The 24,121-nt window shown below is 67.4% G+C and carries 27 protein-coding genes; 15 read left to right on the forward strand and 12 right to left on the reverse strand.

The annotated features are described in order from the left end of the window. Positions 1-105: 105 nt before the first annotated feature. Positions 106-1,257, reverse strand: a complete 1,152-nt coding sequence (locus IEY68_RS20435; protein ID WP_058853442.1) for an acetyl-CoA C-acetyltransferase — start codon at positions 1,255-1,257, stop codon at positions 106-108. Between the two features lie 42 nt (positions 1,258-1,299). Next, complete coding sequence (locus IEY68_RS20440) at positions 1,300-1,947, reverse strand: TetR/AcrR family transcriptional regulator (RefSeq protein ID WP_156426022.1); 648 nt, start codon at positions 1,945-1,947, stop codon at positions 1,300-1,302. Positions 1,948-2,152: 205 nt separating this feature from the next. On the opposite strand from IEY68_RS20440, the gene IEY68_RS20445 reads away from it, so the two are divergent. Then, positions 2,153-2,659: a nitroreductase/quinone reductase family protein gene (locus tag IEY68_RS20445; protein WP_058853286.1), complete on the forward strand. Its 507-nt coding sequence runs from the start codon at positions 2,153-2,155 to the stop codon at positions 2,657-2,659. A gap of 78 nt (positions 2,660-2,737) precedes the next feature. Here the strand turns inward: IEY68_RS20445 and IEY68_RS20450 are convergent, their stop codons facing one another. Both IEY68_RS20450 and IEY68_RS20455 read right to left on the reverse strand, forming a co-directional pair. After that, the gene (locus IEY68_RS20450; protein ID WP_058853287.1) at positions 2,738-3,535 is read right to left on the reverse strand and encodes an SDR family oxidoreductase; all 798 of its coding nucleotides are present in this window, start codon (positions 3,533-3,535) and stop codon (positions 2,738-2,740) included. Continuing rightward, complete coding sequence (locus IEY68_RS20455) at positions 3,532-4,683, reverse strand: acyl-CoA dehydrogenase family protein (RefSeq protein WP_267886551.1); 1,152 nt, start codon at positions 4,681-4,683, stop codon at positions 3,532-3,534. Before IEY68_RS20455 ends, IEY68_RS20450 begins: the two co-directional genes overlap by 4 nt. Before the next feature lie 201 nt (positions 4,684-4,884). On the opposite strand from IEY68_RS20455, the gene IEY68_RS20460 reads away from it, so the two are divergent. From IEY68_RS20460 to rsgA, 6 genes are all read left to right on the forward strand, one after another. Continuing rightward, entirely contained in the window at positions 4,885-6,453 is a 1,569-nt protein-coding gene (locus IEY68_RS20460; RefSeq protein WP_058853288.1) for a FadD3 family acyl-CoA ligase, read from the forward strand. Next, positions 6,453-7,367, forward strand: coding sequence for an enoyl-CoA hydratase (locus IEY68_RS20465; RefSeq protein ID WP_058853289.1), 915 nt, complete (start codon positions 6,453-6,455; stop codon positions 7,365-7,367). The genes IEY68_RS20460 and IEY68_RS20465 overlap by 1 nt, the downstream gene beginning before the upstream one ends. Then, entirely contained in the window at positions 7,368-8,507 is a 1,140-nt protein-coding gene (locus IEY68_RS20470) for an acyl-CoA dehydrogenase family protein (RefSeq protein ID WP_058853290.1), read from the forward strand. Next, the gene (locus IEY68_RS20475; protein ID WP_058853291.1) at positions 8,504-9,538 is read left to right on the forward strand and encodes an acyl-CoA dehydrogenase family protein; all 1,035 of its coding nucleotides are present in this window, start codon (positions 8,504-8,506) and stop codon (positions 9,536-9,538) included. Before IEY68_RS20470 ends, IEY68_RS20475 begins: the two co-directional genes overlap by 4 nt. Positions 9,539-9,611: 73 nt before the next feature. Continuing rightward, on the forward strand, positions 9,612-10,664 hold the full coding sequence (locus IEY68_RS20480) for an acyl-CoA dehydrogenase family protein (protein WP_058853292.1): 1,053 nt from the start codon (positions 9,612-9,614) through the stop codon (positions 10,662-10,664). A 290-nt stretch (positions 10,665-10,954) separates the two neighbouring features. Next, complete coding sequence (rsgA, locus tag IEY68_RS20485) at positions 10,955-12,001, forward strand: ribosome small subunit-dependent GTPase A (protein WP_058853293.1); 1,047 nt, start codon at positions 10,955-10,957, stop codon at positions 11,999-12,001. A gap of 332 nt (positions 12,002-12,333) precedes the next feature. On the opposite strand, the gene IEY68_RS20490 is transcribed toward rsgA, so the two are convergent. Genes IEY68_RS20490 through IEY68_RS20500 form a run of 3 tightly spaced genes read right to left on the reverse strand, consistent with a single transcriptional unit; the run spans position 12,334 to position 14,293 of the window. Then, positions 12,334-13,095, reverse strand: coding sequence for an SDR family NAD(P)-dependent oxidoreductase (locus tag IEY68_RS20490; protein WP_058853294.1), 762 nt, complete (start codon positions 13,093-13,095; stop codon positions 12,334-12,336). A 2-nt stretch (positions 13,096-13,097) separates the two neighbouring features. Continuing rightward, positions 13,098-13,778, reverse strand: coding sequence for an SgcJ/EcaC family oxidoreductase (locus IEY68_RS20495; RefSeq protein ID WP_229718883.1), 681 nt, complete (start codon positions 13,776-13,778; stop codon positions 13,098-13,100). A 56-nt stretch (positions 13,779-13,834) separates the two neighbouring features. Next, a complete protein-coding gene (locus IEY68_RS20500; protein WP_058853295.1) occupies positions 13,835-14,293 on the reverse strand; it encodes an SgcJ/EcaC family oxidoreductase in 459 nt (152 codons plus the stop codon). An 89-nt stretch (positions 14,294-14,382) separates the two neighbouring features. Between IEY68_RS20500 and IEY68_RS20505 the strand changes: the two genes are divergently transcribed. After that, positions 14,383-14,907, forward strand: a complete 525-nt coding sequence (locus tag IEY68_RS20505; protein ID WP_058853296.1) for a MarR family winged helix-turn-helix transcriptional regulator — start codon at positions 14,383-14,385, stop codon at positions 14,905-14,907. A 66-nt stretch (positions 14,908-14,973) separates the two neighbouring features. On the opposite strand, the gene IEY68_RS20510 is transcribed toward IEY68_RS20505, so the two are convergent. Together IEY68_RS20510 and IEY68_RS20515 are read right to left on the reverse strand one after the other, a co-directional pair. Next, on the reverse strand, positions 14,974-15,303 hold the full coding sequence (locus tag IEY68_RS20510) for a hypothetical protein (RefSeq protein ID WP_058853297.1): 330 nt from the start codon (positions 15,301-15,303) through the stop codon (positions 14,974-14,976). Position 15,304: 1 nt separating this feature from the next. Further along, positions 15,305-16,588 carry a 3-ketosteroid-9-alpha-monooxygenase, oxygenase component gene (locus IEY68_RS20515; protein ID WP_189094402.1) on the reverse strand — a complete coding sequence of 428 codons (1,284 nt, stop codon included), beginning with the start codon at positions 16,586-16,588 and terminating at the stop codon, positions 15,305-15,307. A gap of 214 nt (positions 16,589-16,802) precedes the next feature. Between IEY68_RS20515 and hsaA the strand changes: the two genes are divergently transcribed. The 6 genes from hsaA (at position 16,803) to IEY68_RS20545 (ending at position 21,175) form a co-directional block, all read left to right on the forward strand. Then, on the forward strand, positions 16,803-17,966 hold the full coding sequence (hsaA, locus tag IEY68_RS20520; protein ID WP_058853298.1) for a 3-hydroxy-9,10-secoandrosta-1,3,5(10)-triene-9,17-dione monooxygenase oxygenase subunit: 1,164 nt from the start codon (positions 16,803-16,805) through the stop codon (positions 17,964-17,966). Then, the gene (gene hsaD / locus IEY68_RS20525; RefSeq protein ID WP_058853299.1) at positions 17,966-18,844 is read left to right on the forward strand and encodes a 4,5:9,10-diseco-3-hydroxy-5,9,17-trioxoandrosta-1(10),2-diene-4-oate hydrolase; all 879 of its coding nucleotides are present in this window, start codon (positions 17,966-17,968) and stop codon (positions 18,842-18,844) included. Before hsaA ends, hsaD begins: the two co-directional genes overlap by 1 nt. A gap of 2 nt (positions 18,845-18,846) precedes the next feature. Then, positions 18,847-19,746: an iron-dependent extradiol dioxygenase HsaC gene (hsaC, locus tag IEY68_RS20530; protein ID WP_058853300.1), complete on the forward strand. Its 900-nt coding sequence runs from the start codon at positions 18,847-18,849 to the stop codon at positions 19,744-19,746. A gap of 92 nt (positions 19,747-19,838) precedes the next feature. Beyond that, a complete protein-coding gene (gene hsaB / locus IEY68_RS20535) occupies positions 19,839-20,462 on the forward strand; it encodes a 3-hydroxy-9,10-secoandrosta-1,3,5(10)-triene-9,17-dione monooxygenase reductase subunit (RefSeq protein ID WP_058853301.1) in 624 nt (207 codons plus the stop codon). 81 nt (positions 20,463-20,543) lie between these two features. After that, positions 20,544-20,756 carry a type II toxin-antitoxin system VapB family antitoxin gene (locus tag IEY68_RS20540; RefSeq protein WP_058853302.1) on the forward strand — a complete coding sequence of 71 codons (213 nt, stop codon included), beginning with the start codon at positions 20,544-20,546 and terminating at the stop codon, positions 20,754-20,756. A gap of 2 nt (positions 20,757-20,758) precedes the next feature. Then, positions 20,759-21,175 (forward strand): PIN domain nuclease, encoded by a 417-nt coding sequence (locus IEY68_RS20545; RefSeq protein WP_058853303.1) that lies wholly within the window; start codon positions 20,759-20,761, stop codon positions 21,173-21,175. A 230-nt stretch (positions 21,176-21,405) separates the two neighbouring features. On the opposite strand, the gene IEY68_RS20550 is transcribed toward IEY68_RS20545, so the two are convergent. Further along, complete coding sequence (locus tag IEY68_RS20550) at positions 21,406-22,287, reverse strand: NAD(P)-dependent oxidoreductase (protein WP_058853304.1); 882 nt, start codon at positions 22,285-22,287, stop codon at positions 21,406-21,408. Positions 22,288-22,445: 158 nt separating this feature from the next. Here IEY68_RS20550 and IEY68_RS20555 point away from each other — a divergent pair, with 158 nt between their 5' ends. Beyond that, positions 22,446-22,832, forward strand: a complete 387-nt coding sequence (locus IEY68_RS20555; protein ID WP_058853305.1) for a winged helix-turn-helix transcriptional regulator — start codon at positions 22,446-22,448, stop codon at positions 22,830-22,832. On the opposite strand, the gene IEY68_RS20560 is transcribed toward IEY68_RS20555, so the two are convergent. Together IEY68_RS20560 and IEY68_RS20565 are read right to left on the reverse strand one after the other, a co-directional pair. Then, complete coding sequence (locus tag IEY68_RS20560; protein ID WP_058853306.1) at positions 22,811-23,560, reverse strand: hypothetical protein; 750 nt, start codon at positions 23,558-23,560, stop codon at positions 22,811-22,813. The genes IEY68_RS20555 and IEY68_RS20560 overlap by 22 nt on opposite strands. A gap of 164 nt (positions 23,561-23,724) precedes the next feature. Next, positions 23,725-24,102: a MerR family transcriptional regulator gene (locus tag IEY68_RS20565; protein ID WP_058853307.1), complete on the reverse strand. Its 378-nt coding sequence runs from the start codon at positions 24,100-24,102 to the stop codon at positions 23,725-23,727. Positions 24,103-24,121: the final 19 nt, after the last annotated feature.

The raw sequence follows: 24,121 nt of genomic DNA on the forward strand, positions 1-24,121 counted from the left end.
GGACTGAGGCCCGTCCCGCCGCTGCGCCCACGAAGCGCGAAACCCGAGGGCGCGGCGGCCGGACTTCAGGGAGCCGCGACTCCGCGGCGCCGGCGGGGGCGCAAATCAAACACAGCGCTCGATGATGGTGGCGTTGGCGGTGCCGCCACCTTCGCAGATGGTGAGCAGGCCGTAGCGGCCGTTGATCCGCTCCAGTTCGTTGAGCAGCGTCGCGAAGAGTTTCGCGCCGGTCGCGCCGAGCGGATGGCCCAGGGCGATCGCACCGCCGTTCACGTTCACCTTCTCCGGATCGGCGCCGGTTTCCTTCAACCAGGCCAGCACCACGGGGGCGAAGGCCTCGTTGATCTCCACGACGTCGATATCGTCGATGGTCAGACCGGCCTTCTCCAGCGCCCACTTGGTGGCCGGGATGGGCGCGGTGAGCATGTACAGCGGATCGGCGCCACGGGCGCTGACATGGATGATGCGGGCGCGCGGGGTCAGACCGTATTCCTGCACCGCCCAGTCCGAGGCGAGCAGGGTCGCGCTGGCGCCGTCGGAGATCTGCGAGGCGACCGCCGCGGTCAACGGGCTGCCCTCTTCCAGAGCGGGCAGCGAGGCCATCTTCTCCAGGCTGGTCTCGCGCGGCCCCTGATCGATCCAGAAATCGCCCACCGGCACGATCTCCTTGTCGAATCGACCGGCCTTGATGGCCGCGCGGGCCCGTTCGTGGCTGCGCAACGCCCACTGCTCCATATCCTCGCGGGTGATCCCCCACTTCTCGGCGATCATCTGCGCACCGCGGAACTGCGACACCTCACCGGTGCCGTAGCGGTGGTCCCAGCCCTCGGCACCGACGAACGGCGAATCGAAGCCGTACTCTTTGCCCGCGATCATGGCCGCGGAGATCGGGATGGCACTCATGTTCTGCACACCGCCGGCCACGATCACCTCGGCGGTACCGCTCATGATCGCCTGGGCACCGAAGTTGATGGCCTGCTGGCTGGACCCGCACTGCCGGTCCACGGTCACACCCGGGACCTCTTCCGGGTATCCGGCGGCCAGCCAGATGGTGCGGCCGATATTGCCGGCTTGGGGGCCGACATTGTCGACACAGCCGACGATCACATCGTCGACCCGCGCCGGATCGATCGAATTGCGTCCGAGCAGGCCCTGTAGCGCGGCCGCACCGAGATCGGCCGGATGGACCTCCGCGAGTGCACCGTTTCGCTTACCGACCGGGGTGCGCACCGCATCGATCACATACGCCTCGCTCAGCGGGGTATAGGGGCGGCGGGCAGCTGTTGCCATGGATTTCTCCTAATCGGTGTGGCCCGGCACGGTGAGACCGTCGAGCACGATGGTGAGGTACTGCTTGGCGAGCGTGTCGACGGTGATCGATCCGCCGCCCGGCTGGTACCAGCGCACGGCCACCCAGACGGTGTCGCGCAGGAAGCGGTAGGCCAGATCGATATCGAGTTCGGGACGGAAGCTGCCGTCGGCTACACCGCTGGTCAGCACGCGGCGCCAGAGCTCCCGGAATTCGCGGTTGTAGTCGTCTATGTAGGCGAATCGCTCGGCGGCCCGCAGGCGTTTGGCCTCGGACTGGTAGATGGCGACGGCGGCGTGGGATCGGTCGAACGCCTCGTAGGAGGCCAGCACCAGAGCCTCCAGCGTGGCACGCGAATTGAGCCCGGCGGCGACGATCTCGCGGTAGCGTCCGAACAGTTCGTCCAGGAAACCGCGCAGGATCTCGTCCACCATCCCCTCTTTCGAGGAGAAATGGTGGTACAGGCTGCCGGAGAGGATGCCCGCCGCATCAGCGATATCACGCACTGTGGTGGCGCGCACGCCCCGTTCGGCGAACAGGTCGGCCGCCAAGTCGAGTAGTTCGGTTCGCCGGGCCGATTTCGAGGGGTCGGGTGCGGTCACCTCGCCATGATACAACCAAGCATTTGCTTGGTCCATGCCCGGTGGGCAGACGAAGCAGGCCCGAGGTTTCCGGCTCCCCCCTCCTGTCGGAGCCGGACCCCTCGGGCCCACATCTCGGAAGAAGTCCGAACTCCGCACTGCTTCCGATCTTTTGGACGCGACTGATACGGCACCGGTTCCGCCACAGGCAGAATTTCCGCGCATTCCTCGGCCGCCACGGCCGCGCCGGTATATTCCGGCCATGACGACGCCGTTCCCGCAACGACAGTGGGGTTCTCCGGAGAGCCCGCCGGCCCGTCTGGCGAACAGGTTCGCAGGTACGCGGATCGGCTCCAAGGTGATCCGTGCCCTGACCCCGCTGGATCGCCGGGTGCTGGAGCGCACCGATGCCCGTTACACGGTGCTCGGACCGATCGGGGCCCCGGTGATCCTGTTGACCACCACGGGCCGCAGGTCAGGACAGCAGCGCACCCAGCCGCTGCTGTGCGTGCACGACGGCGCCACCCTCTATGTCATCGGCAGCAATTTCGGTGGCGCCCACCATCCCGCTTGGACGGCGAACCTCCTCGCCGATCCGAACGCGATCGTATCGATTGCGGGCAAGCGGATTCCGGTCACCGCCGCCCGGGTCGAAGGCGCGGCCGCGGAATCGATTTTCGAGCGGTTCGTCGAGATCACCGGCGCCTACGCCGCCTACCGGCAACGCACCGACCGCGAACTACGAATCTTCGCCCTGACCCGCGTGTGATCCGCTCGCCGCGGCTCGAACCCTGCGTGATTCGCACTCGCACCGCACCCGGGTCGACGACCGGCCGGGCCGGTGCAGTCAGGCGCGCTGGCTGCTGATGGATACCACCTCACCGGTGAGGTAGGTGGTGTAGTCGCTGGCGAGCATCGCGATGGTGGCCGCGACCTCCCACGGTTCGGCGGCCCGGCCGAAAGCCTCACGCTCGGAGAGCCGGTCGAGCAGTTCGGTGGAGCTGGACTTGTCCAGGAAGGCGTGCCGGGCGATGCTCGGCGACACCGCGTTGATCCGGACCCCGAATTCGGCCGCCTCGACCGCGCTGCACCTGGTCAGCGCCATCACCCCGGCCTTGGCGGCGGCATAGTGCGCCTGACCGTACTGGGCCCGCCAGCCCAGCACACTCGCGTTGTTGACGATCACGCCGCCGTGTTTCGCGTTCCGGAAGTAGTTGAGCGCGGCCCGGGTGCAGCGGAAGGTGCCGTTGAGGGTGATGTCGAGAACGCGGTCCCACTGTTCGTCGGTCATCTCGACCACCGGCGTCTCACCACCGAGACCCGCGTTGTTGACGAATATATCGACTCCGCCCAGCGCAGCGGCCGAGCCGCGCACCAGTTCGTCGACCTGCTCGGTGCTGGTCACATCGCAGACGATCGCGGCGACCGAGCGGTCGGCGAATTCCTCGGACAATTCGGCCCGGGTGGCCTCCAACCGGCGTTCGTGCCAGTCCGAGACCACCACATCGGCGCCCTCGGCGAGCAGCCGGCGAGCCGTCGCGGACCCGATCCCGGTACCGGCGGCCGCGGTGACCACGGCCCGGCGGCCGGTGAGCAGCCCATGTGCCGGAGTCTGCTGGGGCGCGACCGACAGCGGCCCGCTCACTGCCGGGCCTCACGGGGCAGACCGAGCACCCGCTCGGAGATGATGTTGCGCTGCACTTCGTTCGAACCTCCGTAGATCGTGTCGGCGCGGGTGAACAGATACAGCCGCTGCCATTCGTCGAGATCACCGTCCGCGGCGACGAGCCCCGCCGCACCGCGCACCGCCATGGCGAGTTCGCCGAGCCCGCGATGCCAATTTGCCCACAGCAGTTTGCCCACCGAGGCCTGACCGCCGTCGTCCGCGGTCTCGGCCATGGTGCGCAGTGCGTGAGCACGCAGTACCCGCAGCCCCACCCAGGCGCGATCCATCTTGTCCGCGAGCAGCGGATCGTCGAGGGCACCGGATTCGCGGGCCAACTCCTCGATCGCCGCGAGTTCCCGGGCGAAACGGATCTGCTGGCCGAGCGTGGAGATACCGCGTTCGACGTTGAGGGTGCCCATCGCGACGCGCCACCCGTCCCCCGGTTCGCCGACGACCAGATCGGCGTCGGTGCGCGCGTTGTCGAAGAACACCTCGTTGAATTCGGAGGTGCCCGTGAGCTGCACGATCGGCCGGACCTCGATACCGGGCTGATCCATCGGCACCAGCAGATACGAAAGACCTTTATGACGTTTCGAGCCCGGTTCGGTGCGGCAGACCGCGAAGCACCAGTCGGCCACATGCGCCAGGGATGTCCAGATCTTCTGCCCGTTGATCGACCACTGGTCACCGTCGAGCCGTGCCGAAGTGGAGACCGCGGCGAGATCGGAGCCGGCGCCCGGTTCGGAGTACCCCTGGCACCAGAGCTCGGTGACGGTCCGGATCCCCGGCAGGAAGCGGTCACGCTGGGCGTCGGTGCCGAAGGCCAGCAGGGTCGGGCCGAGCAGTTCCTCGCCCACATGGGAGACCCGCGCGGGCGCGTTCGCCCTGGCGTACTCCTCATGGAAGATGATCTGCTGCGCGACACCGGCCGCGCGACCGCCGTACTCGACCGGCCAGCCCAGGCAGGTCCAGCCCGCGGCGGCCAGCACACGGTCCCATTCCAGGCGTTCGTCGAAGGCCTCGTGTTCGCGACCGGGCCCGCCCAGCCCGCGCAGTTCCCGGAATTCACCGCTGAGCTGCTCGTCGAGCCAGCTCCGCACCTGATCGGCGAATTCGCCGTCGTTCAGGGCGGCCACGCTGGTCCGCTCGGCCGTCGGCCGCGCTCCGGCGGCGTGTTCGGCCGAAAGCCGTCCGCCGTCGCGACCGGTACCGGATTCTGAGGTCTGGATAGCACCCACGTTCGTAGGATAACCTACCAAGCACTTGCTTTGTAGACCGCAACTCGCAGACCGCGCACCGCCCACGGCCGCACGACATCGAGGACACCCGTGACATCCCCCGCGCACACACCACCGACGGACCGGACCACACCACTGGCCCTGCACACCGCCGCCCGGACCTACGGCGCGGCGCCCGCGCTGGCCGACGGCCCCGTCCGGCTCGACTGGACCCAACTGCTCGAACAGGTGCAGGACGTGGCACGCGCGCTGCTCGCCCGCGGTATCCGCACCGGCGACCGCGTGGGTATCTGGTCGCCCAATACCCATCACTGGGTGATCGCCGCCCTGGGGGCGCACTACGCCGGCGCGACGCTGGTCCCCCTCAACACCCGCTACGTCGCCGACGAGGTGGCCGATGTCCTGCGGCGGGTCGATGCCAAGACCCTCTTCATCGCCGGCACTTTCCTGAAACGCGACCGGCTCGCCGAGTTGCGCGCGACCGCGCCGGACCTGCGGATCGACACCGTCGTCGTGCTGCCGGTCGAAGGCGTCGAGGAACCGGTGGAGGGCGCGCTGAACTGGTCGGCGCTGGCCGAGGCCGGCGCCGGAGTGAGCCGCGACCGGGCCCGCGAACGCGCCGAATCGATCAGCCCCGAGGACCTGTCCGACATTCTGTTCACCTCGGGCACCACCGGTCGCAGCAAAGGTGTGCTGATCGCGCACCGGCAGACCCTGTCCGCGGTCCGTGGCTGGACCGAATGCGCGACTCTGAACAGTGATGACAACTATCTGATCGTCAACCCGTTCTTCCACAGCTTCGGTTACAAGGCCGGGATCGTGGCCTGCCTGCTCACCGGGGCGACCATGGTGCCGCAGATCGTCTTCGACGTACCGACCACCATGCGGCTCATCGGTCAGGAGAAGATCACCGTCCTGCCCGGCCCGCCCACCATCTACCAGTCGATCCTGGACTTCCCGGACCGCGGCGAGTACCGGCTCGACAGCCTGCGGGTGGCGATCACCGGGGCCGCGCCGGTACCGGTCGTCCTGGTGGAACGAATGCGGTCGGAACTGGATTTCGATATTGTCCTCACCGCGTACGGGCTCTCCGAATCCAGCGGTTTCGCCACCATGTGCCGAGTCGAGGACGACGCCGAGACCATCTCCGCCACCAGCGGCCGGCCCATGGCCGGGTTCGAGCTGAAACTCAGCGACGCGGGTGAGGTGCTGCTGCGCGGCCCCAATACGATGCTCGGCTACCTGGACGACCCGGAGAGCACCGCCAGAACCGTGGACGCGGACGGCTGGCTGCACACCGGCGATATCGGTGTGGTCGATGATCGCGGATATCTGAAGATCACCGACCGCCTCAAGGATATGTACGTCAGCGGCGGCTTCAATGTGTATCCCGCCGAGATAGAACAGGCACTGGCCCGACTGGACGGAGTCGCCGTATCCGCGGTGGTCGGCGTGCCCGACAACCGGATGGGCGAGGTGGGCAAGGCCTTCATCGTCCGGAAACCGGGCGCCGCGCTCACCGAGGACCAGGTGTTCTCCTACGCCACCAAGGCGCTGGCCAATTTCAAGGTGCCGCGATTCGTCGAATTCCGCGCCGAATTGCCCTACAACGCCAGCGGCAAGGTGCTCAAACGCCAGCTACGTGAGGAGAATTCGTAATGACGGAAAACGGGGCCGGTGGCACCACCGGGAGCATCCCCTACGAGCCGGATGTGGTGACCTACGAACGCCGCGGCGCGATCGCCGTGGTCACCTTGAACCGGCCGGATTACCGCAATGCGCAGAACTCCGTGATGACCTACGCCATCGACGCCGCGTTCGAGCGGGCGGTGGAGGACCCCGAGGCCAAGGTCATCGTGCTGGCCGGGAACGGGAAACATTTCAGCGCCGGCCACGATCTGGGCACCCCCGGTCGCGACCACCACGTGAAGTACCCGAACAAGGCCGCGCTGTGGTGGGACCATGTGGATCGCCCCGGCGGTGACCAGCGGTTCTCCCGCGAGATGGAGGTGTATCTGGGGATGTGCCGCCGCTGGCGGGAGATCCCCAAGCCGACCATCGCCATGGTGCAGGGCGCCTGTATCGCCGGCGGGCTCATGCTGGCCTGGGTCTGCGATATGATCATCGCCTCCGACGACGCGTTCTTCTCCGATCCCGTCGTGCGTATGGGAATTCCGGGCGTCGAATATTTCGCCCACCCGTGGGTCATGGGTCCCCGTGCCGCCAAGGAGTTCCTGTTCACAGGTGACCGTTTCGGGGCCGCCCAGGCCAAGGAATGGGGAATGGTCAACCGGGTCGTGCCGCGCGCCGAACTGGAATCGGAGACCATGGCGCTGGCCGAGAAGATCTCCGCGATGCCGCAGTTCGGGCTGGCGTTGACGAAGAAAGCGGTCAACCAGTCCGAGGACCTCATGGGTATGCGTGCCGGTATGGATTCGGTATTCGGACTCCACCATTTCGCGCACGCGCACAATGCCGAGGTCGGAGCCGATTCCCTGGGCGGGATGAACGCCAAATCGATGAAAGCGCAGGCGAGTTCGGCCGACGCGGAGAAGACGGACGGGAAAGACTGAATGGACCTCGATCTCGACGAAGGCACTCGGGAATTCCAGCGGGAAGTCCGCGAATTCCTGGCCGGATGCGTTCCCGCGGAACCGCTGCCGTCGATGGATACCGCAGCCGGATTCGAAGCCCACCGCGCCTGGGAGAACACCCTGGCCGACGCCCGGTTGTCGGTGGTGTCGTGGCCGCGTGAGTTCGGCGGTCGCGACGCCTCACTGCTGGAATGGGTGCTGTTCGAGCAGGAGTACTACGCGGCGGGCGCGCCCGGGCGGGTGAGCCAGAACGGTATCTTCCTGCTGGCCCCCACCCTGTTCGAACACGGCACGCCGGAACAGCTGGAACGGATCATGCCGCGGATGGCGCGCGGCGACGATATCTGGGCCCAGGCCTGGTCGGAGCCGGAGGCCGGCAGCGACCTGGCCGGTATCCGGTCCACCGCCCGGCGCACCGACGGCGGCTGGGTGCTGAGCGGTCAGAAGACCTGGAGTTCGCGGGCCGCGTTCGCCGACTGGGCCTTCGGTCTGTTCCGCAGCGACCCCGCCGCCGAGCGGCACCGTGGCCTCACCTATCTGATGTTCCCGCTCACCGCCGACGGCGTCACCGTGCGCCCGATCCCCCAACTCGACGGCGAACCGGGTTTCGCGGAGATCTTCCTCGACGATGTCTTCGTCCCCGACGGCGATGTGATCGGCGCGCCCAACGAGGGCTGGCGGGTCGCGATGAGTACTTCGAGCAACGAGCGCGGTCTCTCGCTGCGCAGCCCCGGCCGGTTCAGCGCGACCGCGCAGCGGCTGATCGAATTGTGGACCGAACGCGGCGATACCGGCACCGCCGCCCGCGACGCGGTGGTGGATGCCTGGATCGGCAGCGAGGCCTACCGGTTGCACACTTTCGGTACCGTCACGCGATTGAACGAGGGCGGCAAGCTGGGCGCCGAATCATCGATCACCAAGGTGTTCTGGTCCGAGCTCGATATCGCCATGCACGAGACCGCGCTGGACCTGCTGGGCGCCGAGGCCGAGCAGGAGAGTCGCTGGACCGACGGCTACCTGTTCTCGCTGTCCGGCCCGATCTACGCCGGCACCAACGAGATCCAACGCAACATCATCGCCGAGCGGCTCCTCGGCCTACCGAGGGGAAGCAGCCGGTGAAATTCGCGCTCAGCCCGGAACATCTGGACTTCGGTGCCAGTATCCGCAAACTCTTCGAATCCGGCTCCACGACCGCCGCGGTGCGGGCGTGGAGCGCCGATGATCCGGCGCCCGGCCGCACACTGATCGAACAGCTGGCCGCCGCCGGGACGTTCGGATTGACCATCAGCGAGGAATTCGGCGGCCTCGACGCCGAACCGCTCGATCAGCTCGTCGCCTTCGTCGAGATCGGCCGGGCCGCGGCACCCGGACCGCTGGTGGAATCGGCCGCCGTCGTCCCCGCGCTGCTGCAATCGCCGGCGACCACCGACCCGGAACCGGCCCGGCGCTGGTTGCCGGGAATCTCCGAGGGCACACTGTCGGCCACCGCGGCCTTCGCCGGCCGTGGTGGCCGCGCGGTGGCCGTCGACGCGGACCGGGTCGATCTCGTGCTGGTGGTCGACGGCGACCGGATGAGCACCGGCCGGGTCGGCGAACCGCTTCGCTCGGTGGACCCGGCGCGCCGCCTGTTCGTGGTCGAGGCCGATGAACTCGTGGCCGAGGGTCCGCAGGTGGCCGCGGCCGCGGCGGCCGGTTTCGATGCCGGGGTCCTGGCCAACGCCGCGCAATTGCTCGGCGCGGGCAAGGCCCTGCTCGACGCGTCCACCGACTATGTGCAGCAGCGCAAACAGTTCGGTCGCCCGATCGGTGAGTTCCAGGCCCTCAAGCAGAAACTCGCGGATGTCTTCATCGGCCTCGACCTGGCCGAGCCTCTGCTGTACCGGGCCGCGCTGACCACCGCGACCCCCAACCGGGCCCGCGATACCTCCGCCGCGGCCGTGGCCTGCGCCGACGCCGCCTACCGGGCGGCGCGAAGTGCCCTGCAGGTGCACGGCGCCATCGGCTACACCGCCGAATACGACCTGTCGCTGTGGCTGACCCGGGTCACCGCCCTACGCAATGCCTGGGGCACCCCGGATCTGCATCGCGGCCGGGTGGCCGACGCCCTGCGCGCCGGGACCGCGGTGGATCACTCCGGCGCGCTCACCTGACCGGAACCAGCAGGCAGCGGCGAATGCGGACGGATGCGCTGCCGGTGTCCGTCCGAAACACACGGGAGAAGAGATGATCAGCGAGGAACAGCAGGAGCTGGTGACGGCGGTCCGAGGGCTGCTGGCCAAACGGGACGCCCGCGCCGGTGTCCGCAAGGCCATGGACACCGATCTGGGCTACGACCCGCAACTGTGGGCGCAGCTGTGCGAACAGGTCGGGGTGGCCGCGCTGGCGGTTCCGGAGGAGTTCGGCGGATTCGGTGCGGGGCTGGCCGAATCCCTGCTGGTGGTCGGCGAACTGGGCCGGACCCTTACTGATGTGCCGATGCTCGGATCCGCGGTACTCGGTGTGCAGGCGGTGTTGCTCTCCGGTGACGAGGAGGCCTGCGCGCGACTGCTGCCCGGCGTCGCCGAAGGCCGCAGCACCCTCGCTGTCTGCTGGGCCTCGGCCCGGGGCTGGGACGATTTCGGGGTGCGGGCCGACGGCGACACCCTCGACGGAACGGCGCACTACGTCCTCGACGGCACTATCGCCGATACGTTGATCGTGGTGACCGGAACCGGGCTCTTCGAGGTGGACCCGGCCGCCGCCGGTGTCGAGCGGCGCCGGGTCGCCGCCATGGACCCCTCCCGCGCGCTGTCCGAGATCTCCTTCACCGCGACTCCGGCCCGCCGCCTGGGGGATGCGGAACCGGGTCCGATCATCGAACGCCTGCACCGAATCGCGTGGGCCACGATCGCCGCCGAGCAGGTCGGTGCCGCCGAGTACTGCCTGGAAGCCACGGTCGAGTACACGAAGTCGCGCGTACAGTTCGGCCGGGCCATCGGGAGCTTCCAGGCCCTCAAACACCGGATGGCCGATATGTATGTGCTCGCCGAGTCGGCGAAATCCGCGTCCTTGGCCGCCACTTTCGCGGTGGCCGAGAATTCGGCGTCGGCGGCCGAGGACGTTTGGGTCGCCCGCCGCCAGTGCTCCGAATCGTTCTCCGTGATCGCCGCGGAAACCGTTCAGCTGCACGGCGGTATCGCCATCACCTGGGAACACGACGCGCACCTGTACTTCAAACGCGCCCACGGCGACGCCGAACTCTTCGGCACCCCACGGCGGCCGTCGGTCCAGAAATGAACGGCCCGTTCCCCTGGTGAAACGCGCAGGACTCGATATCGCGCCCGCTGCGTGCACGGCGGCCGGGGGTGGGCGCCGGTCACCCGCCGCGAAAAACAATTGCGCGGCGGCGGGACGCCGTGCCAGAGTGGCCGACAACAGCGAGTCGTGAAGGAGGTGGAGAACGTGACAGTCGCCCGGATTGTCGTGCGGCGGACCGTTGCGGTCCGGACCGCCCCGTCGTTCTCCCTCTCGAACTCCACTCGCTGAGCCCGGTCGGGCTCGGCGCCCGACGAAGGATTCCTTCCCTCATGGTCGACTTCGACCCGCTCGTCCCTTTCGGCTGGACTGAAGCCGTAGCCGCGCAGTATCTGCCCCTCCTCGACGCCGATTGCGTACCCGCGCGCATCGTCCGGATGGATCGCGGCGAATGCGATGTGATGACACCCACCGGCCCCGCCCGGGCCACCTGCCCACGCGCGGACTCACCGGTGAGCGGACTGTGCACCGGCGATTGGGTGAGCCTGGACGCTCGCTCGCACGTCCGCGCCCAGTTGCCACGCCGCACCGCCATCACCCGTTCCGTCGCGTCCGGGCGGTCGGAGGGCCAGGTGCTGGCCGCCAATGTCGATACCGTGCTGATCTGCGCGCCCGCCGACGGCGACGTGGATCTCGGGCGGATCGAACGGATGCTCGCCCTGGTCTGGGAGAGCGGCGCCCAGCCCGTGGTCGTGCTCACCAAAGCCGATACCGCCGAGGATCTACCGCTCGACGAGGTCCGCGCCGTGGCGCCGGGCGCATCGGTGCTGGCGGTCAGCGCGACCGCCGGGTCCGGGCTCGATGTGCTGGTGGCGATGCTGGACGGGACGGTGGCACTGCTCGGGCCCTCCGGCGCGGGTAAATCCACACTTGCCAACGCACTGCTCGCCGCGGAGGTCTTCGCCACCGACACCGTGCGCGCGACCGACAAGAAGGGGCGGCACACCACGGTGCACCGCGAACTGCGGCCGCTCCCCACCGGCGGCACCCTCATCGACACCCCCGGGCTGCGGGGTGTCGGACTGTGGGATGCGGCCGAGGGCATCAGCCGGACCTTCAGCGATATCGAGAAACTCGCCGCGGACTGCCGGTTCGCCGACTGCGCCCACGACGCCGAACCGGGTTGCGCGGTCCGCGCGGCCGTCGAATCCGGGGAGGTACCCGAACGGCGGGTGCGCAGCTACCGCAAGCTGGGTAAGGAGAATGCCTGGATGGAAGCGCGGTCCGACAAACGGCTTCAGGCCGAGCGCAACCAGGTGTGGCGGGGTATCGCCAAGGAGCAGCGGCGGATGTATCGCGAGCGCGGCTCCCGGCGCTGACCACGCGGACAACTCCGCAATGTTTCACCGATAGCGGTGGCTGCTTCCGGGTCCTCCGTAAGCGGCCACCACCGGACGGTCGGCGCCCGCCGCCCGCACCGAAGGGCTGCTACTGCTCGATATCGGCGATCTGGACACGGCGAACCGGTGCGGCACAGTCACACGCAAGGGCGGGGCAAAGGATGTGGTCGCCCGGCAGACCGGTACCGCCCGACTGCTGCCGCGACTGTTGGCCGCCAGCACTCATCCGGTGGCAGCTCGGACCGATCCGGCCGCCCGGCGACGGTGATCATTCGGAGACACCGCGGCGGATCATATGGAACGACGCCGGTTCATCGGGTGTATTGCCTGGTGGGGCGGGTGGCGAGCAGACGCAGGACCGCCCGGCGCGGCAAGGCCCTGGCGGCCGTGGCGAACAAGGTGTTCTTCTTGCCGGAGATGACGGTGGGTTGTTTGCGGCGGTGCAGGGCCGTCAGAGCTGTGGCGGCGACCTGTTCGGGGGTCTGCACCAGGCCGGCGGGTAGGTCGTCGTTGTGCGGCTGCGATCGGGTGGCGGTCGTCCCTGGGCACAGGCCCAAGACGTAGACGCCCTGGGACTTGTGCTCGTGCCACAAGGACTCCGACAGTGACGTGACGAAGGCCTTGGTGGCGCAGTAGACGCTCAGGTTCGGCATGGGGGCGAACGCGAGAGTCGACGAGACGTTGATCAGCGCGTCGCCGGGCCGGGCCCCTACGAGGAAGGCGTGGGCGAGGGCTACCAGTGCGTGGCAGTTGAGGTTCATCATGATGGTCGCGCTGTCGAGCGGGATCTCGGCGAACGGTCCGGTGGTCGCGGTGCCCGCGTTGTTGATCAGGACATCGAACGGGGCCTGCCGGATGGCCTGAACCACGCGTTCGCGGCCCTCCTCGCTCGCCAGGTCCGCGACGAGAGCCGCATGGCCGTGACCCAGGCTGTCGATGACCGTGCGCAGGCGCTCCTCGTTGCGCGCGACCCCGGTGACCGTGTACCCGGCTGCGGCGAGCGCACGGGCCAGCGCGCGGCCGATGCCCTCGCTCGCGCCGGTCACCAGGGCCGTGCGCCCGGCTGTCGGCACAGTCACTTCTCGGCCTGCGGCTCGGTGTCCGGCGAGAGGATGAACGAGATGCGTTCCATCACCGATCGGCGCTGGGTGTTATGGAATGCCGCGACCCGCCATCGGCCGTCTGCCTCGCGCACGAGCGTGTAGGTCTGGACCTTGGACAGCTCGTCCGGCACATCACCGGTGTAGGTATCGCCGCGGCCCGTGACGACGACGGTGTCGGGGGATAGGAAGCGTATGCCGAGGAAGGAGTCGGCCAGTTTGCTGCCCTCCAGGAATCCGCCGAAGAGGGCCCGGTGAGAGTTGACGATGTCAGCGCGGCTTTCGTAGTGGCTGCCGGCGAAGGTGGTGTAGGTGGCATCCTCGGTGAACCACGCGCCGTAGGCGTCGGCGTCGTTGCGGTCCCAGGCCTCGACCAGCGAGGCCATCACACCGCACACCGCGTCGCGGTCGCCTGGCTCGGTCTGCCCGGTGGAGCCGGTCGGGGCGATGCTCGTGCACTCGGCCTGGCCAGTGTTGTGCACGTCGGAGGTGGCCTCGAGCCACAGGTACCCGCCGCCGCCCGCGACAGCGAGGACGAGTACCACGATGCCCAGCACGCGCCACCACCGGCGTCGGCGAGGGCGAGCGGGGGACTGCTCGGGACCCGGGACTTTCGCCCCGTCCCGGGGTGCGGGGATCTGGTTGGAGGTGGTCACGAGTGGGAGTCGGTCCTTCGGTATGTAAAGCGGGGTGTTGCGCAGGAGCGGACGGGTCATTTCTGTGCGGCCGGGATCGTGCCGGGGGCGGTTTTGAAGGAGATGGCCTCCATCAGCGGTTTGCGTTGGGTGTTGTGGAAGGCGGCGACCCGCCATCGGCCGTCCGCCTCGCGCACGAAGGTGCACGTCTGAACCTTGGACAGCTTCGACACCCTGGGCGCGGTCGCGCCCTTGTAGGTGTCGCCGCGGCCGGTGACCACCGCGGTGTCCGGGCCGAAGAAGCGGATATCGGTGATCTCACCGGCGAGTTCGGTGTTCTTCAGGAACTTCGCGAAGAGCGCGCGGTGGCACTCCACGATGTCTGCCCTGCCGCTGTAGTACGTCCCGACGAAAGTGACGTAGGTGGCGTCCTGGGTGAACAGCGCCCCGTATGCGTCGGCGTCGTGACGGGCCCATGTGCTGCTCATCTCTGCCATTACGGCGATGATCGCTGCCTTGTCGTCCTGGGTGGTCATGTCCTCCCCGTTCGTTACACTGAAGCACAATCTGCTTCAAAACGATATCTGCTTTCGTGCAGACATTAGCTTAAGGGGAATCCGCAGCGATGGCAAACGAGACGCCCACGGACCCGCACGTGATCTTCCGCCAGTACCTCGACGCGGTGGGACTGCACGGCATGGCCGGCGCGGAAGCCGCCGGACTCCAGCCCACCGAGTGGTACGCGGTGAGCATGATCAGCCTGGTGGGAAGCATCACCGCGGGCGATCTGGCCGCCCGCGCCGGTCTGACCACCGGGGCCACGACTCGACTCATCGACCGCCTCGAAAAGGCGGGCTACCTCCGCCGCACCACGGACCCGGCCGACCGCCGACGGGTCATGGTCGTAGCTTCAGCAGCGACCTTCCCCGATATCGAGGACGTGGTCGGCCCCGCCCGCCGACGGATCGCCGAGGTCCTTGCCCGCTACACGCCGGAGCAACGTGAGGTCCTCTTCGATTACTTCACCCACGCCGCCCCCGCCTACCGGGCAGCCACCGAAGAGATCCGTGCCCGTGCCGCACGTCATCGCCGCCCCGGCCGCAAACCCAAGGAAGACGCCCCCCACCCCGCACCTCCCACGAGCGAGTAACCGACGCCACCACAGGAACGCAGAGTGAACGGCCGACCCGCTAGATGCCGGGGTTCGACAGCCGGTTTACTCCGGCACCTCGAGCACGCCCTCGTCGACGGCCCATTTGATGGTCTTCTGCAAGCGTTCGCAGGTTTCCGGCCGGCCGGGCCCGTACCCCTTGGCACTCAGTTCGGCGAAAACCGGGCAGTGAGTGGCCGGGTTCTCGGTCCACTGCACCGAGGTCTGCCGGGAGCTGCTCTTGCGGACCCGCACCTCGGTATGGCAGGCCTGACACCGCAGCGGTGTCAGGCCGTCCTCCAGATATCGTTCCTGGTCCACGACCGTCTGGGCCCGCACCTCGGCCCGCCGGGCGGGCTGGTCGGCGAAGTCGGGTGCTTTCGCCCAGCTGGTCATATCAGACTCCCGCCTCCGCTTGGTCGGCGTTCGCTTCTTGTTCGCGTTTGCGCCGCAGGTTCTCTTCGACCTCGGCCTCCCAGGCCTCGTTGGCCTTGGTGGTGTCGACCTCGAATTCGAACCGCTGGGTCATCTTCTCGGTGACGTCGGCGATATCGACGTAGAACTGGTCGTACCAGCGCCGCAGCTGGTAGACCGGGCCGTCCTCCTCGCAGAGCAGCGGATTCTCGACCTTGGACTTGTGCTTCCAGATCTCCACGTCCTGCAGGAACCCGTCGCCGAAGAAATCGGCCATGGTCCGCGCGAGGTTCTGCGCTGTCACGTCGTCGAGGCCCTTGGGCTTCTCGACGGTCAGACCCCACTGCAGCATGAACGAATCCTGCGACACCGGATAGTGGCAGTTGATCAGCTGGACCTTGATCTCGTAGCCGCCGTAGCTGTTGATCAGCGGATTGATCATGTAGGAGGGTCCGAAGTAGGACGCCTCCGATTTCAACAGCTGCTCACCGGCGTACTTGGCCCCCGCACCGACATCCGGGCGCCCCTTGGTCTCCAGGAACTGAGTGGCCACATGCCCCTCGAAGACGTTCTTGAAGTAGGTGGGGAAGGCGAAGTGGATGTAGAAGAAATGGGCCATATCGACCACGTTGTCGATGATCTCGCGGCAGTTCGCGCCCTCGATCAGCAAATTGTTCCAGGTCCACTGGGTCCAGCCGCTGTCGAGTTCCTCGACCGGGTTGCCGTCGGCATCGGTGTAGGGGCCCTCGATATGCGGGATGGTGACCTCGGGCGGGGGTTCGTTGCCCTCGTGGTCGTGCCAGACGAAGAACTGACCGTTACGTTCGAGGGTGGTCCACCGCCGCGTCCGAGCCAGCGGCGGTACCCGCCGGGCGTAGGGAATCGAGGTGCACTTACCGTTGGCCCCCCAGCGCCAGTCGTGGAACGGGCAGGCGATATCGTCGCCCTTCACCTCACCCATGCTGAGGTCGCCGCCCATATGGCGGCAGTACGCGTCGAGTACGTGCAACTGGTCGGCACTGTCGGCCCACACCACCAGTTTGGTTCCGAACGCCTGCACCGAATGCGGTTTGCCGTCACGGAAATTCTGCGCCAGTCCCAGGCAATGCCATCCGCGCGCGTAGCGGGTGGGGGCCGAACCGACGTCGAGCTCCCGCACCCTCGAACCGCCGCGCTGCGCCGAATCGGCCGCCACGCGGATCCCTCCATGGTTACGCACGCTGCCGCCTCCGGGCCCATCGCTCGACGACGGGGGGGTTACTGCCATCGCAATTCCTCCTCCTGCTGTACTAGAACACGTTACAAAACTGACGTCCCGAACGCCAGCGATTCGCGCCACATCCAGCACATGTCGCATATTCGCACCACGCAGGCACCGGTTCTCGACATGAACAAGAACCTGTTCTAGTCTCAGAAGTAATTTCTGCGGTGAGCAGATGACTACCGGTTAGCAAAACGACCAGGCAGGAGCAGGGCCGGAGATGACGCGACAAGTGACGATGCGGGTCGAAGCGCTATTGCCCACACTGCGCGCCCGCGCGCAAGAGGCGGAAGATCTTCGGCAGATCCCCGAGGAATCCATCAAGGACCTGCAGGAAGCCGGCTTCTTCCGGCTGCTGCAACCCAAGCAGTGGGGTGGGCACGCAGCGGACCCGGTCGTCTTCTACGACACGGTCCGCAAGATCGCCAGCGCCTGCGGCTCCACCGGCTGGGTCGCCGGGATCATCGGCGTACACAACTGGCATCTGGCACTGTTCGGCCAGGACGCGCAGGAAGAGGTGTGGGGCGAGAACACCGATGTGCGGATTTCTTCGTCCTACGCGCCGATGGGCGCCGGCACCGTGGTCGACGGCGGCTACCGGGTCAGCGGCTCGTGGGCGTGGTCCTCGGGTTCCGGCCACGCCGACTGGACCTTCGTCGGCGGACCGGTGATCAAGAACGGCAAGCCGGTGGATTTCGGCAGCTTCCTGATCCCGCGCTCGGAGTACGAGATCGATGACGTCTGGAACGTGGTGGGCCTGCGCGGAACCGGTTCGAACACCCTCGTGGTGAAGGACGTTTTCGTCCCCACGCACCGGTTCCTCAGCTACAAGACCATGAACGATCTGAAATCGCCCGGTCTGGAACGCAATACCGATCCGGTCTACAAGATGCCGTGGGGAACCATCCACCCCACCACCATCTCCGCGCCGATCGTCGGTATGGCCTACGGCGCCTATGAGGCTCATGTCGAGCACCAGGGCAAACGGTTGCGCGCGGCCTACGCCGGCGAGAAGGCCAAAGAGGATCCGTTCACCAAGGTCCGGATCGCCGAGGCATCCAGCGATATCGACGCCGCCTGGCGCCAGCTCGCCGGCAATGTCGCCGACGAATACGCGCTGCTGCTCGAAGGTAAGGAGATCCCGTTCGACCTGCGCGTGCGCGCCCGGCGTGACCAGGTCCGCGCGACCGGCCGGGCTATCGCCTCGATCGACAAACTCTTCGAGAGCTCCGGTGCCACGGCCCTGGTCAACGGCACCCCGCTACAGCGGTTCTGGCGCGACGCGCACGCCGGCCGCGTGCACGCCTCCAACGATCCCGAGCGGGCCTACGTCATGTACGGCACGCACGAGTTCGGGCTCCCGGTTTCCGACGGGATGGTGTGATGACCTCGACCGCCGAACTCACCTACGAGTCCACTTCGCGGTTCGCGCAGGTTCGTCCGGATCTGAAACTGCACTATCACGAGGCCGGGGCCGGTAACGTTCCCACCATCGTGCTGCTGCACGGCGGCGGCCCGGGCGCTTCGTCGTGGTCGAACTTCTCCCGCAATATCCCGGTGCTGGCCCGCGACTTCCATGTGATCGCGGTCGACCAGCCCGGGTACGGGCAGTCCGACAAACCGACCGAGCATCCGCAGTACTTCGTGCACAGTTCCGCGGCGCTGAAAGATCTCCTCGACACCCTGGAGATCACCGACCGCGTCCACCTGCTGGGCAACTCGCTCGGCGGCGGCGCGGCGGTACGGTTCGCGCTCGACTACCCCGATCGCGCCGGAAAACTGATCCTGATGGGTCCGGGCGGGCTGAGCACCAACCTCTTCGCCGCCGACCCCACCGAGGGCGTCAAACTGCTGGGCAAGTTCAATGTCGAACCGACCCGGGAGAATCTCGAGGCGTTCCTGCGGATCATGGTGTTCGACCAGTCCCTGGTCACCGCGGAACTGATCGACGAGCGGTTCGCCTCCGCGAGCACCCCCGAGGCGCTCGCCGCCACCCGCGCCATGGGTAAATCCTTCGCGAGCGCCGATTTCGAGAAGGGCATGCTCTGGCGGGACGCGTACAGACTGCGGCAGCCGGTACTGCTGATCTGGGGCCGCGAGGACCGGGTGAACCCGCTCGACGGCGCCCTGGTGGCACTCAAGAGTATTCCCCGCGCCCAGCTGCACGTCTTCGGCGGCTGTGGCCACTGGGCGCAGCTGGAGAAGTTCGCCGAGTTCAACCGGCTGGCCACCGATTTCCTGCTCGGCGTCAAGGAGAAATGACAATGAGTATCAAGGCACTCGGGTACATGCGTATCGAGGCCACCGATATGGCGGCCTGGCGCGAGTACGGCTTGAAGGTGCTCGGGATGATGGAGGGTGACGGAGCGAATCCCGACGCGCTCTACCTGCGCATGGACGATTTCGCCGCCCGTCTGGTGATCGAGCCCGGAGAGAAGGACCGGTTGCTGGTCTCGGGCTGGGAGGTCACCGACGGCCCCGCGCTACAACGCCTCCGGGAGACGCTGGACAAGAACGGCGTCGCGTTCGAGGAGGGCACCAAGGAGGAGCTCACCGAGCGCCGGGTCGAGGGACTGATCCGGTTCTCCGATCCCTCCGACAACACCCTCGAGGCGTTCTACGGCGCCCAGTACCTCGGTCGCCGGTTCGTCAGCCCCTACGGCCACAAATTCGTCACCGCCGAGCAGGGGCTGGGGCATGTCGTCCTGACCTGTAACGACGATGCCGCGGCGCAGACGTTCTACCAGGACGTACTCGGATTCCGGCTGCGCGACTCCATGCGGTTGCCACCGCAGATAGTCGGCCGCCCGGCCGACGGCGATCCGGCCTGGCTGCGGTTCTACGGCTGCAACCCGCGCCACCACGCGCTGGCCTTCCTACCGCTTCCCAACCCGACCGGCATCGTCCACCTCATGGTCGAGGTGGAGAACTCCGACGATGTCGGCCTGTGCCTGGATCGCGCCCTGCGCAAGAAGGTGAAGATGTCGGCCACGCTGGGCCGGCACATCAACGACAAGATGCTGTCGTTCTACATGAAGACTCCGGGCGGATTCGATATCGAATTCGGCTGTGAGGGACTGGAAGTCGACGACCACAGCTGGACCGCCCGGGAATCCACCGCGGTGAGCCTGTGGGGCCACGATTTCTCGGTGGGTTTCAAGTGATCTCCGGCCGGGCCCGGTGCGATACTCGCACCGGGCCCGGCTGAATCCGGCGGTCCGTCCGCCGGCAGCTCCAGGAACGAGGCGAGGACGGTATGAACGTGACGGCACCAGCGGATCCGGCGGACAGCACGGGCGAAGCGGCCGCGGACCAGACCCCCATCGATCCCCGGCAGTTCCGCAATATCCTCGGGCAGTTCTGCACCGGTATCACGGTGATCACCACGGTCACCGACGGCGATGTGCCCATCGGTTTCGCCTGCCAGTCCTTCGCCGCGCTCTCCCTGGAACCGCCCCTGGTGCTGTTCTGTCCGACCAAAGGTTCCCGCTCGTGGGCCGCGATCGAGGCCAACGGCCGTTTCTGCGTGAATGTACTGGCCGAGGAGCAGCAGCCGGTCTGCGCGAAATTCGGCTCCCGCGAACCGGACAAGTTCGGCGGAACCGATTGGCACACCTCCGAACTGGGCCTGCCCCGGCTCGACAACTCGCTGGCCACCATCGAATGCCGGGTGGACAGCGTGGTCGACGGCGGCGACCATTTCATCGTGATCGGCCGTGTCCTGGCCATGTCGGAAACCCCCGCGACCTCGAACGGCCGCCCGCTGCTGTTCTACCGGGGCCAGTACACCGCCATCGAGCCGGACAAGACCACCCCGGCCCCCTGGCGCGCCGACCTGGACCATTTCCTCACCACGACGACCCTGGACACCTGGCTATAGCGCCGCACGTCGCGGTTGATATCAAAATCTGCCAAGTGCGATATCATCAGGGTGGCTCTGGCTACCCGGAGGTGATGCGCCATGGCACGAACCGTTATCGACGTCGACGATGAGAAATTGGCCGCTGCGGCCGAAATCTTCGGCACGACGACCAAGGTCGCGACGGTCAACGCAGCCCTCGAGGACGCGATCAAGCGCCGTCGGCGGCAGTCCTTTCTCGACTGGATCGGCGAGGGCGGCCTTCCCGACCTAACCGGCCCCGTCGATCCCCCGGCCGATCATGGTGCGGCCTGAAGGTGCCCGCCCGATACCTCATCGACAAGTCCGCGTTCGCTCGTTATCCGAAGCCTGCCGTCCGTGCCGTCATAGATCCGCTCCACAACGCGGGTCTCCTGGCTGTCTGCGGGGCGGTGGAGCTGGAGATCCTGCATTCGGCCAGGTCGAAGGCCGACGCCCAGCGTATTCGCGAGGAACTACGAGGTTTCGACTGGTTACCGACCCCGGACGAGACCTGGGACCGGGCCGCGGAGGTGCAGAGCCTCCTGACAGAACGCGGGAATTGGCGCGCACTTTCCGTCGCCGACCTCATCATTGCGGCTGTCGCCGAACGTCAGGGCGCCACCGTGCTGCACTACGACGGCGACTACGACATGATCGCCGTGGTCACCGGGCAGCCGACTCTATGGGTAGTCCCGGCCGGAACAGCAGACTGAGAACAGCAGACTGATCGGCGCTGATACGCGTAGATCCCGGCCCGGAGCACTGGGCAAGGTGCAGAAGTTCGGGGCGGTTCGCCAGAGCCCATTGGTGAACGCCATAGCCGGGTCCTGCCGGTGACCACCGACAGGACCCGTCGAACGCGGTCCTGATCGCCACCATGCCGGTGAACGGGCTCGGACACCTGAATTCGTGAACAAGCGGGCCGCACACCGGCGCAGTGTAGCTACCTGCGGTTTCCCGCGAGTTCCTCGGTGATCCTCTCCAATCCCTCTCCGGCCCGGCCGTCGGCGATCTGCCGGTCGATGAGGTTCTTGACGGGGCCGATCACGTCCAGTGCGACCCCCGCGTCGCGACTGGCGCGCACGATCGCGTCGAACGCGGGTTTGTGGAAACGCGCGGGCTGGATCTCGTCGGCATAGTCGCCGCTGTCGATCACCGCGGCGTAGGCGGGCAGCAGCTCGGCCATGGCGGTGATGTAAGCGGCCGCACGTCGCGCGAAGGACGCGGCGGTCACACCGGCCGTGCGCACCATGGCGGTGCCGTGGAAGAACCCGGCGAACATCGAGTACATCCCGGCGAGCAGCGCGAAATCGTACAGCGCCGCGGTACCCGTGTCGGCGCCGAAATAATCCGCGGAACCCAGCTTTTCGAGGTCCGGCCGGAATCGGTCGAATACCTCTCCCGTCCCGCTGTAGAGGATCGAGGCGCCCGGACCGCCGATCATCGGCGGAACCGCCATGATGCCACCGTCCAGGAAGGCGATATCCCGCGCGGCGGCCCATTCACCGAGTTCCCGTGATTCCTCGGGCGTGGTGCTGGTGAGGTCGATCAGCGCCTTGCCGCGCAGTCGCTCGGCGATCGGATCCAGTACCGCGTGGACGGATGCGTGATCGCTCAGTACCGTGATCACCAGGTCGGCGCCGACGGTCGCCGCGGCCGGATCGGCGGCAGGCACCGCGCCCAGCCCGACGAGTTCGGTGTCCTTTCCGGAGGTGCGGTTCCACACGGTGGTGTGGTTGCCGCTCTTCACGAAAGCGGCGGCGATGGCACGGCCCATCGGTCCGAGGCCGAGTACCGTCACCGCTGCCTGTTCGTTTGCGGTCATAAGTGTGCCGACTCCCTTGCTGATATGTTGCGGATGCTTCGGTGAACACTGGCTCGGCGCGCCGTGTTCGAGAATCGCCGTCCGCGGGTGTCACGGCAAGTACCTACTATTCGGTGCGGTAATTACCGCAACGTATGTGAACAGGCAGCGAGGCCGAAATGGGCGCAAAAAGGTTCGGGCCGTACTTCTGCGGAATCGATGCCGCAATGGATGTGGTCAGCGGCAAATGGAAGGGCCTGATCCTCTGGGAGCTGGAGAATTACGGGGTACGCCGATTCGGTGAACTGCGCCGGGGGCTACCGGGGGTCTCGGAGAAGATGCTGATCCAGCAGCTGCGCGAACTCGAAGAAGACGGCCTGGTCGACCGGACGGCGCACCCGGAGGTGCCACCCCGGGTGGAGTACCGGCTCACCGCCCTCGGCCGGTCGCTGAACACCGCGCTGGAACCGCTCGGCGCGTGGGGGCGCGAACGTATCGAGCGCACCGGCGCCGCCCGTATCCATCCGCTCAGCGACACCACCGGTCAGGGCGCCGCCGCGAAATAGGCCGTTCGCACGTCCACGATCGTCGGCGGCGGCAGGTCGGGCGAACCGGCACCGAGTTCTCCCATCGAGACATGCCAGGTAGGGGCGGAGGTGTCGATGGCGGTGCGGGCATCGGAAGGTTGCAGGACGACTTCGGCGCCGCCGGTACACGAGTAGGCGCCGACCAGACCGTCGGCGCGCCCGCCCCACGCCCCTCCCACCCGGATACGGCATTTGCGGCCGTCGGCCAGTTCGAGCGCCCACGGTTCGGGGTTCGCGGTCTTCCCTACCGGTTCGAGCCGGGTATCGACCCTGTACCAACGCAGTTCGCGGCTCCACGGATCGTCGGCGCAGAACAGTTCGCGGCGGCCGGTTCCGGCCCAGCACACATCGGCAGCATCGGCGGAGGCGCCGCAGTGATAGATACCGGGACTGGTAGCGGAGCGACTGGACGTGCCGTAGGTGCAGTCGAGTTCGCCCACGGGGCCGGTACCGGATACGACGAAACCATCGGCGGGCTGACCGGACGCGTCGACCGCGACCAGCGAGACCTCCGTGGTGGGCGGCGGGTCCGGCGACTCCTGTTCCGAAGTCGCGGCGACTGTGGACGATCGAACCACCCCCGGTGGCGCGGTCGCGGAAACCACCGAGCCGGGGTCACCTCCGCTCGGCGACGCACAACCACTCAGCGCCGCCACCAGCAGCGCCGAGAAGACCGGAATCGACCGCACCCATACCGCGAACGCCATGAGTCACCACCTGACTCGGGGACAGTGGGGCCGAGTGTAGGCCGGATGAGCCACGAAGTCGGCAGAACCGCCGGAGTGGTCCGGGACCGGACTCGACGCGGAACCGGTCGGCCGCAGGCCCGTTACGCGTCGTCGGTCCCGGGTGACCTCCTATACAACGGTTCTCACACGACTGTGGTCGTAAAACCCGCGCCTGCCCGCTCGATCACTTCGTCGAGCACCCCGCGGGAGCGGAGCAGATCGGCGATCATCCCGTCGATCCGGGCGCGCTCGACCTCCAGTTCACCGACGAGTTCCGGTGTCGCGTATTCGTTGGCGCCGCCATCGGTATCGCGCATGCAGGGCAAGATCTGCACGATCTTCTTGCTGCACAGTCCGGCCGCGAACAGCTCCTGGATGTGCACGACCCGATCCACCGCCTGTTCCGCGTAGTCGCGATGTCCACCCGGGGTGCGCTCGGCCGCGAGCAGCCGCTGCTCCTCGTAGTAGCGCAGTGATCGTTCGCTGACCCCGGTCCGCTGTGCCAGTTCCCCGATTCGCATTCTCACCTCGCGGTTATTG

The organism is Nocardia jinanensis (genome assembly GCF_014645735.1).
Taxonomy (GTDB): Bacteria; Actinomycetota; Actinomycetes; order Mycobacteriales; family Mycobacteriaceae; genus Nocardia; species Nocardia jinanensis.

Coding starts and splice junctions, on each gene's coding strand:
- hsaD (WP_058853299.1), top strand. CDS start 17,966: ATGACCTCGACCGCCGAACTCACCTACGAGTCCACTTCGCGGTTCGCG.
- IEY68_RS20555 (WP_058853305.1), top strand. CDS start 22,446: ATGGGCGCAAAAAGGTTCGGGCCGTACTTCTGCGGAATCGATGCCGCA.
- IEY68_RS20465 (WP_058853289.1), top strand. CDS start 6,453: ATGACGGAAAACGGGGCCGGTGGCACCACCGGGAGCATCCCCTACGAG.
- hsaA (WP_058853298.1), top strand. CDS start 16,803: ATGACGCGACAAGTGACGATGCGGGTCGAAGCGCTATTGCCCACACTG.
- IEY68_RS20440 (WP_156426022.1), bottom strand. CDS start 1,947: ATGGACCAAGCAAATGCTTGGTTGTATCATGGCGAGGTGACCGCACCC.
- IEY68_RS20510 (WP_058853297.1), bottom strand. CDS start 15,303: ATGACCAGCTGGGCGAAAGCACCCGACTTCGCCGACCAGCCCGCCCGG.
- IEY68_RS20505 (WP_058853296.1), top strand. CDS start 14,383: ATGGCAAACGAGACGCCCACGGACCCGCACGTGATCTTCCGCCAGTAC.
- IEY68_RS20500 (WP_058853295.1), bottom strand. CDS start 14,293: ATGACCACCCAGGACGACAAGGCAGCGATCATCGCCGTAATGGCAGAG.
- IEY68_RS20480 (WP_058853292.1), top strand. CDS start 9,612: ATGATCAGCGAGGAACAGCAGGAGCTGGTGACGGCGGTCCGAGGGCTG.
- IEY68_RS20560 (WP_058853306.1), bottom strand. CDS start 23,560: ATGGCGTTCGCGGTATGGGTGCGGTCGATTCCGGTCTTCTCGGCGCTG.
- IEY68_RS20540 (WP_058853302.1), top strand. CDS start 20,544: ATGGCACGAACCGTTATCGACGTCGACGATGAGAAATTGGCCGCTGCG.
- IEY68_RS20445 (WP_058853286.1), top strand. CDS start 2,153: ATGACGACGCCGTTCCCGCAACGACAGTGGGGTTCTCCGGAGAGCCCG.
- rsgA (WP_058853293.1), top strand. CDS start 10,955: ATGGTCGACTTCGACCCGCTCGTCCCTTTCGGCTGGACTGAAGCCGTA.
- IEY68_RS20550 (WP_058853304.1), bottom strand. CDS start 22,287: ATGACCGCAAACGAACAGGCAGCGGTGACGGTACTCGGCCTCGGACCG.
- IEY68_RS20470 (WP_058853290.1), top strand. CDS start 7,368: ATGGACCTCGATCTCGACGAAGGCACTCGGGAATTCCAGCGGGAAGTC.
- IEY68_RS20565 (WP_058853307.1), bottom strand. CDS start 24,102: ATGCGAATCGGGGAACTGGCACAGCGGACCGGGGTCAGCGAACGATCA.
- hsaC (WP_058853300.1), top strand. CDS start 18,847: ATGAGTATCAAGGCACTCGGGTACATGCGTATCGAGGCCACCGATATG.
- IEY68_RS20515 (WP_189094402.1), bottom strand. CDS start 16,588: ATGGCAGTAACCCCCCCGTCGTCGAGCGATGGGCCCGGAGGCGGCAGC.
- hsaB (WP_058853301.1), top strand. CDS start 19,839: ATGAACGTGACGGCACCAGCGGATCCGGCGGACAGCACGGGCGAAGCG.